The organism is Ensifer sp. GW823-FHT05D09, assembly GCF_058795755.1.
Window position 1 is genome coordinate 1 of record NZ_JBXAIA010000033.1, and the last position, 938, is coordinate 938.

The window sequence follows — 938 nt, forward strand, 5'->3', positions numbered from 1 at the left end:
CAACGAGAACTTCGCGCTGACCTCGATGCACACCATCTGGGCCCGCAACCATAACTTCCATGTGGAAGGTCTGGAGGCGGCCGGCTTCCAGGGAACGGCGGAAGAGCTGTTCCAGGCGGCCAAGATGATCAACGAGGCCGAATACCAGCGGGTGGTCTTCAACGAGTTCGCCGACATGCTGCTCGGCGGCATGCGTGGTGACGGCACCCACGGCTTCGACGAATACAACCCGGATGCATCGGCCAGCATCTCGCATGAGTTCGCAGCGGCGGTCTATCGCGTCGGACATTCGTTGATCGGCCAGACCATGACCGTCATCGGCACCGACGGGCAGCCCAAGCAGGTGGCTCTGTTCGATGCCTTCCTGAACCCGAGCAATGAGGCCGGCGTGTTCACCGGTCCCTTGCCTCCAGGGTATGTGCCGCAACCCGGCTACGAACAGCTCGGCGTCAACTCCATTCTCGGCGGGATCATCACCCAGCAGGCCGAAGAGGTGGACTTCAACATCGTCGACGCTGTTCGTAACGACCTCGTTCGCATCAATGCCGATCTGTTCGCCTTCAATGTGGCGCGCGGATGGGATGTCGGGCTCGGAACGCTCAACCAGGTCCGCATGGATCTGGCAGCCTCCCAGGATCCTTACGTCTCAGCAGCACGCGGCTTTGCCGGCGACATGTCTGCCTACACGTCCTGGGAGGATTTCCAGGCACGCAACGGCCTCAGCCAGGTGGTGATCGACCAGTTCCGCCAGGCCTATCCGGATCTCGTGCTGCAGCCCGGCGATATCGCCGCGTTCCAGTCGATCAACCCGGGTATCCAGGTGGCGATGCAGGCCAATGGCACCGGTATCGTCAAGGGCATCGACCGCGTCGATCTGTGGGTCGGCGGCCTTGCCGAAAAGCATGTCAACGGCGGCATGGTCGGCCAGACCTTCTGGA

1 protein-coding gene is annotated in these 938 nt (G+C 62.2%); it reads left to right on the forward strand.

Annotated elements, in window-relative coordinates:
• The coding region (locus AC1Q80_RS30790; RefSeq protein ID WP_492362935.1) for a peroxidase family protein at window positions 1-938 on the forward strand (938 nt) is incomplete at both ends.